This is a genomic window from Halorubrum sp. AJ67, assembly GCF_000513435.1.
Window position 1 is genome coordinate 3,332 of sequence record NZ_CBVY010000010.1, and the last position, 6,976, is coordinate 10,307.

The 6,976-nt window shown below is 65.9% G+C and carries 4 protein-coding genes and 2 pseudogenes; 5 read left to right on the plus strand and 1 reads right to left on the minus strand.

The features are described 5' to 3' along the window. From BN903_RS09525 to BN903_RS09545, 5 genes and pseudogenes are all read left to right on the plus strand, one after another. A pseudogene (locus tag BN903_RS09525) lies at window positions 1–1,442 on the plus strand (ABC transporter substrate-binding protein); the annotation flags it as partial. A 219-nt stretch (window positions 1,443–1,661) separates the two neighbouring features. Next, entirely contained in the window at window positions 1,662–2,657 is a 996-nt protein-coding gene (locus tag BN903_RS09530; protein WP_255331281.1) for an ABC transporter permease, read from the plus strand. Continuing rightward, window positions 2,657–3,643: an ABC transporter permease gene (locus BN903_RS09535; RefSeq protein ID WP_048077519.1), complete on the plus strand. Its 987-nt coding sequence runs from the start codon at window positions 2,657–2,659 to the stop codon at window positions 3,641–3,643. Before BN903_RS09530 ends, BN903_RS09535 begins: the two co-directional genes overlap by 1 nt. A 1-nt stretch (window position 3,644) precedes the next feature. Beyond that, window positions 3,645–4,766, plus strand: a complete 1,122-nt coding sequence (locus BN903_RS09540) for an ABC transporter ATP-binding protein (protein ID WP_048077520.1) — start codon at window positions 3,645–3,647, stop codon at window positions 4,764–4,766. Further along, window positions 4,763–6,121 (plus strand): ABC transporter ATP-binding protein, encoded by a 1,359-nt coding sequence (locus BN903_RS09545; protein WP_048077521.1) that lies wholly within the window; start codon window positions 4,763–4,765, stop codon window positions 6,119–6,121. Before BN903_RS09540 ends, BN903_RS09545 begins: the two co-directional genes overlap by 4 nt. Window positions 6,122–6,740: 619 nt before the next feature. Here the strand turns inward: BN903_RS09545 and BN903_RS09550 are convergent. Continuing rightward, window positions 6,741–6,976 (minus strand): annotated as a pseudogene (locus tag BN903_RS09550) (hypothetical protein); the annotation flags it as partial.

Below are 6,976 nucleotides of genomic sequence, written 5' to 3' on the forward strand. Positions count from 1 at the left end.
CCGCTCGACATGGACCCGATCGTCATGAACGACGTCCCGTCGCCCAGATCACCGGACAGCTCTTCGACGGTATCTACGAGTACGGCGAGGGCGTCGGCATCGAGCCGAAGATCGCCGCGGAGATGCCGACGGTCGAGCGCGACGGCACCCGCTTTATCGTCCCGCTGCGCGAGGACGCCGAGTTCCAGAACGGCGACCCCGTCACCGCGGAAGACGTCGTCCACACGATGCTCGCTCCCGTCGAGGAGCAGACCGAGAACGCCCCCGAGGTCAACATGATCGACAGCGGGGAGGCCATCGACGAGTACACGGCTCAGTTCGATCTCTCGTACCCTTACGGCGCGTTCACGATCGCCATGGTGCGCAGCGTCGTCAACGCCTCCGTGCGTCAGGAGGACACCGAGGCGTACAATCAGGACCCGGTCGGCTCCGGTCCCTTCCAGCTCGTCGAGTGGGAGCCCGAGGACTACGCGACCGTCGAGCGGTGGGACGACTACTGGGACAGCGACAACCTCCCGGAGATCGGCCAGATCGAGTTCGACCCCATCGAGGAGCAGACGACCCGCGTCACCGAGTTGGAGACGGGGAACGTCGACGTCATCGAGACCATTCCGCCCCAGCTGTACGAGACGGTCGAGAGCAACCAGAACGCCAGTATCACCGAGGAACCGGGTGTGGGATACTTCTACCTCGCGTTCAACTGCGCCAACGGTCCGACGAGCGACCCCCTCGTCCGCGAGGCGGTCGACTACTGCTTCTCGATGGATCAGGCGGTCGAGAACTTCGTCGAGCCGTCCGGTGTGCGACAGTACAGCCCGTACCCGTCGTCTATCTCCGAGGAGTGGAACTTCCCGGTCGACGAGTGGTCCGAGATCTCCCACGGACAGGACCTCGAAGAGGCGCAGGCGCTGTTCGACGAGGCCGGCGTTTCGATGGACTACGACTGGCGGATCATCGTTCCGCCGGACGACAAGCGCGAACAGATCGGTATCAGCATCGGCGACGGCCTCCAGAACGCCGGCTTCGACAACGTCGAGGTCCAGCGACTCGACTGGGGGACGTTCACCGAGGCGTACCAGAGCGACGACGGGCCGAACAGCGCGGACGAGTACAACATGTACACGCTCGGCTGGTCGGGCAGCCCGGACCCGGACGCGTTCGTGTACAACCTGCTGAGCCAGGAGACGGACGGCGTCACCAACGGGACCTTCCACGGGTACGACGAGGCCTCCGAGAAGCTGACGCAGGCCCGCGAGTCCGCCGACCGCGAGGAGCGCCGGCAGCTCTACATCGAGGCGACGACGACGCTGCTCGAGGAGCGCGTCCACATCCCGGCGTACAACCTGAACAACTCTTACGGAGTCCGTAGCGCCGTGGAGGGCTTCAGCGCACACCCGATCTCGTCGGAGATCCAGCTGGACGACGCTACGGTGTCCCGGTAATCGAGTCGGGAGACGAACGGAACGAATCGCGTCGGAACCACGACGAAACCGCGTCGCGACGGTGGATGGATCGCGGCGCGGATGCGGCCGAACGCGAGCCCTTCGGGACGTCGTCGACGCGTTCGGCGGCCGTCCGCGGTCACCGTCTTGGTGGTCGGCGGGAGCGAAACGGATAAGCGACAGCAAAGACCGAATCGAAGCAACGAGAGATCCACGACAGTGAGTTTACTTCGGTATACACTCCGACGGTTCGCACAGGCGATACCCGTACTGATAGGTATCGTGACGATAACCTTCTTCCTAGCAAACCAGATCCCCGGCGACCCGGTGGAGATCATGCTGGGACCGACGCCGGCACAGGAGCAGGTCGAGGCGATCCGGGCCCGGTACGGTCTCGACCGGCCGATACACGTCCGGTACTTCACGTACCTCTCCGGCGTCTTGACAGGGGATCTCGGCCTCAGCATCTACTACGACCGGCCGGTCTTGGAGATGATCATGCTCCGGCTGCCGGTGACGCTGTTGCTCATGCTGTCCGCGTTCGCGTTCGCGATCGTCACGGCGATCCCGTTAGGCGTGCTTTCGGCCAAGCGGCGGAACGAGCCGGCCGACCACGTCTCCCGGATCGTCTCGCTGATCGGCGTCTCGACGCCGTCGTTCTGGATCGGACTGGTGTTGATCATCGTCTTCGCGTTCTATCTCGGGTGGTTCCCCGCGCGGGGACTCATCCTCCCGTGGGCGAACCCGGCTGACGTGCGGGGGGCGGCGACGCAGTTCGAGGTGCTCCGCCAGTCGGTACACCACCTCTTCTTGCCGATGATCGCGCTCGGAACGCTCCAGATGGCACAGATCACGCGGATCGAGCGCTCGTCGATGGTCGACTCGCTTCAAGGCGAGTACGTCAAGCTCGCCCGGGCGTACGGGGTGCCCGAGTCGACGATCGTGCGCAAACACGCGTTCCAGGTCGCACAGCTCCCGGTGATCACCATCATCGGTCTCGGACTGTCGACCGCCCTCGGCGGTGCCGTGCTCACGGAGACCGTCTTCGAGATTCAGGGGATGGGACGGCTGATCATCACGGCGATAAACAACCAAGACTACGAACTGATCATGGGGACGACGCTTGTGTTCGGGTTCGTGTACGTGATCGGCGTAATCGTCACGGACATCACGTACAGCTACCTCGACCCGCGGGTCACCTACGGTGAAGACTGATGTCGATAAACAGCGCAACTTCGGACGACGACACGCCGGACGGGGCCGACGAGAGCGGCGGGCCGGACGAGGTGGAAGCCCGAGTCGGCCTCCGGTACACCCTGAAACAGGTCAGACAGGACACGACGGCGCGGATTGGGACCTACATCGTCGGGTTCATGACCTTCGTCGCGATCTTCGCCGCGTTCGACTACTACGTCCTCGACTACGCGATCGCGGAGGCGGTGCTGTACAACCCCGAGACCGACCCGGAGAACGTCCGGCGGCTGCTCCCGCCGGTCGGCATGGAGAACCAGTTCGGGCAGGGCGTGCTCGAACACCCGCTCGGGACCGACCACCGGGGCCGCGACCTGCTCGCGCGGACCATCTACGGGACCCGGATCGCGATGACGGTCGGCTTCCTCGCGACCGCGATCGGGCTCGGCGGCGGCACCGTCATCGGCGCGGTCTCCGGCTACTACGGCGGCTGGATCGACGACGTGCTCCAGCGGGTCACGGAGACCATCTACGCGATCCCGTTCCTCGTCTTAGTCATCGCGTTCATGACCGCGTTCGGGCGGGACCTCACGTTCGCGATGATCGGCGTCGGGATCACGGCGATCCCCGTGTTCAACCGGCTCATCCGGTCGCGGGTCGTCTCCATCCGCGAGGAGGACTACGTCGAGGCCGCCCGGGCCGCCGGGGTGAAGGACCGCAACATCATCTTCCGACACATCATCCCGAACAGCTTCGCGCCGGTGTTGGTCCAAGCGACGCTTCAGGTCGGGGTGAGCATCCTCATCGTGGCCGGGCTCTCGTTCCTCGGCTTCGGCGCGCAGCCGCCGACGCCGTCGTGGGGACAGATGCTGTCGGCCTCGCGGGGGTACATGCTCCCCGCGCCGACGTTCAGCATCTTCCCCGGCATCGCCATTCTGATCACCGTCATCGGCTTCAACATTCTCGGCGACGGCCTACAGGACGCCCTCGATCCGCGGATAAACAACTGACATGAGCGAACCACTACTCAGCGTACGCGATCTCAAGACACAGTTCTTCACCGAGGACGGAACGGTCCGCGCCGTCGACGGCATCTCCTTCGACGTTCATGAGGGAGAGATCGTCGGGCTCGTCGGCGAGTCGGGTGCCGGGAAATCCGTCGCGACCTCCAGTATCCTCCGGCTCGTCGACAGCCCCGGCGAGATCGTCGGCGGCGAGATCGAGTTCAAAGGCGAGACGATCTTCGGGCTCGAAGAGGACGACGACGGCGAGTTGCGGCCGCGCGACGAGATGCTCACCGAAAACGAGATGCGGAAGCGGATTCGGGGCCGCGAGATCGCGATCATCTTCCAGGACCCGATGGAGTCGTTGAACCCCGTGTTCACGGTCGGGGGACAGCTCCGGGAGTTCATCGAGATCAACCGCGACCTCGACGCCGACGAGGCGAAAGAGGAGGCGATCGACATGCTCAGGGAGGTCGGGATCCCGGCACCCGAGTCGCGGTACGACGAGTACCCGCACCAGTTCTCCGGCGGGATGCGACAGCGCGTGCTGATCGCGATGGCGCTCGCCTGCCAGCCGGACCTCATCATCGCCGACGAGCCGACGACCGCGCTCGACGTCACGGTCGAGGGCGAAATCTTGGAGATGGTGACCGACCTCCAAGAGAAGTACGACACCTCCTTCATCTGGGTCACCCACGACATGAGCGTCGTCGCGGAGATCTGCGACCGAGTCAACGTGATGTACCTCGGCGAGATCATCGAGCAGGCCGAGGTTGACGACCTGTTCTACGACACGAAACACCCGTACACGACGGCGCTGCTCGACTCGATGCCTCGTCCCGACCGGACGGTCGACGAGCTCAGACCGATCGAGGGGGTGATGCCGGAGGCGATCGACCCGCCCGCCGGCTGTCGGTTCCACTCCCGGTGCCCCGAGGCCCGGGAGGTGTGCCGCGAAGTCCACCCCGAGCCCCGAAATCTGAACGAGGAGGGGGAAGCGCGCCACGCGGCCGCGTGCGTGAAACACGACGCGTTCGACGTGGGGTACGACGAGAGCCCGCCGATGGAGGCGGAGGCGGCCGGCGGCTTCTCCGCCGGCTTCACCGAGACCGGGGGTGAGGCGGAATGAGCGAGGTCGGGCCGCCCGAGTCGGACCCCGAGGCGCTGTTACAGGTCCGCGACCTGTGCAAGCACTTCGACAACGAGAGCGGGCTGTTTGCCGGCGTCCAACTCGACGACGAGTTCCCGTACGTCAGCCGGTCCACCTCCGACGTCCGCGCGGTCGACGGCGTGAGCTTCGACATCAAGGAAGGGGAGACACTCGGGCTCGTCGGCGAGTCCGGCTGCGGGAAGTCGACGCTGGCGCGCACCGTCCTCCGGCTGCTGGAACCGACGAGCGGGAGCGTCTACTTCCAGGGGAAGGACCTCGCGTCGCTGTCCGGCGAGCCGCTGCGGCGGATGCGGAAGGACATGCAGATGATCTTTCAGGACCCGCAGTCCTCGCTCGACCCGCGGATGAAGGTCGGACCGATCGTCGAGGAGCCGATGAAGGCGCACGGCATGCTCGACGAGGAGGGCCGCGAGGCGCGCGCGAAGGAGCTGTTAGAGAAGGTCGGACTCGACCCGCAACACTACAACCGCTACCCCCACGCGTTCTCCGGCGGGCAGCGCCAGCGCGTGAACCTCGCGCGTGCGCTGTCGGTGAACCCCGACTTCATCGTCTGCGACGAGCCGGTGAGCGCCCTCGACGTCTCGATTCAGGCGCAGGTGCTCAACACGATGGAGGAGCTACAGGAGGAGTTCGACCTGACGTACCTGTTCATTGCGCACGACCTGAGCGTCATCCGGCACATCTCGGACCGCGTCGCGGTGATGTACCTCGGCGAGGTCGTCGAACTGGCCGACAAGGAGGAGCTGTTCGAGAACCCGAAACACCCGTACACGAAGGCGTTACTCGACGCGATTCCGGTTCCAGATCCGAGGAGCGGCGGGCGGAAGGCGCTTCTGTCCGGCGACGTACCCTCCCCGATCGACCCGCCCTCCGGCTGTCGGTTCCGGACGCGGTGTCCGAGTGTGATCCAGCCGGACGAGTACGACATGACAGACGAGGCGTGGCGGAACGTCGTGAAGTTCCAGCGGGCGGTCGAGCGCCGGGCGTTCGAGGAGACCGACCCGAACGCGCTCCGCGGCCGGTACTTCGACGACGCGACGCCGAGCGGCGACGCGGGCACCCTGCTCGACGAGGCGCTCGGCCACATCGAGCGCGACGAGTGGGACGACGCCGAACGGCTCCTCGCCGAGCGGTTCACGGACGAGAGCGTCTGCGCGACCTCGAACCCCGCCTATGAACTGGGGTCGGAACTCGGCGACGACCGCCACTACGCGGCGTGTCACCTGCGGCGTGACGAGGCGGTCGCCGCGGCCGTAGACGAGAGCGCGTTCGACGACGGTGTGCGGGCCGGCAGACCGGAAGCGGACGACTAGCGGCGCTCGCTTTTCCGCGATATAGTTCGCCGGCTTTGTTGGGATCCTCTTTTCAGAGACGTTTCGCCTGAAACGGCTGATCGCTGAAGGGCGGTTATAAATCGCGGATCGACACGACTACCGAAGTCCCAGCCGCTCGGCTATACCTGACTATTTTTGTCGAGGATGGCTTCACAACGGAGACCGCCGAAGCCCCAGTCGCGAGGCGGACAGACGCTCGCTGTCGTTCGAAAGGCGCAAAGCGCCTTTCGTGATGACGAGACGCCGAAGGCGTCTCGAACCACGCTCCTCGTCGCTCGTTTCACTCGCTCCTGCGGTGCTTGCGTCGCCTCTGTCAGCCTCGCGACTGCCCCTTCGAGTCCCGCCCCGCACCGCACAGCCTCACGCCTCCCCAGCCTCGTCGACCGGCCTCCGCTTCGCTTCGACCGGTCGACTCCCTCGCGCGGCGCTCCTCGGCCGCGGTGCGGCCTCGGAGGCACGCGCCACCGCACTAAGTTCAGCGGATCAATCACTACGTCACCTGTGCTGAGCGATCCGGGCTGTAAAACCACCAACTCCGCAGGATTTCAACGTCGCCAATTCGTCCGGGAACCGGCCACGGCGGACCGGCGTTCGGGGGCTATCGGATGCGGATTTCCGTGGTTGCCTCGTGGCGCTCGCCGGCGTCGGGGACCGGGACGAACGCGGTTATCGTGTGGTCCCCGCGCTCGGCCCGGACCGAGCGGTCAAGGCCATCGCCGGCGGTACGGCGGAAACGACCGTTCCACGTGGCCGTCGCCCGCTTCGTCTCGCCGGCCCGGAGCGACAGCGCGGACTCCTCGTCGCGCACGTAGCGCCGCTCGTCGGTGGCCTCCG

Excerpts from the sequence above, each read along its gene's own strand:
- BN903_RS09535 (WP_048077519.1), top strand. The coding sequence starts at position 2,657 with ATGTCGATAAACAGCGCAACTTCGGACGACGACACGCCGGACGGGGCC.
- BN903_RS09540 (WP_048077520.1), top strand. The coding sequence starts at position 3,645 with ATGAGCGAACCACTACTCAGCGTACGCGATCTCAAGACACAGTTCTTC.
- BN903_RS09545 (WP_048077521.1), top strand. The coding sequence starts at position 4,763 with ATGAGCGAGGTCGGGCCGCCCGAGTCGGACCCCGAGGCGCTGTTACAG.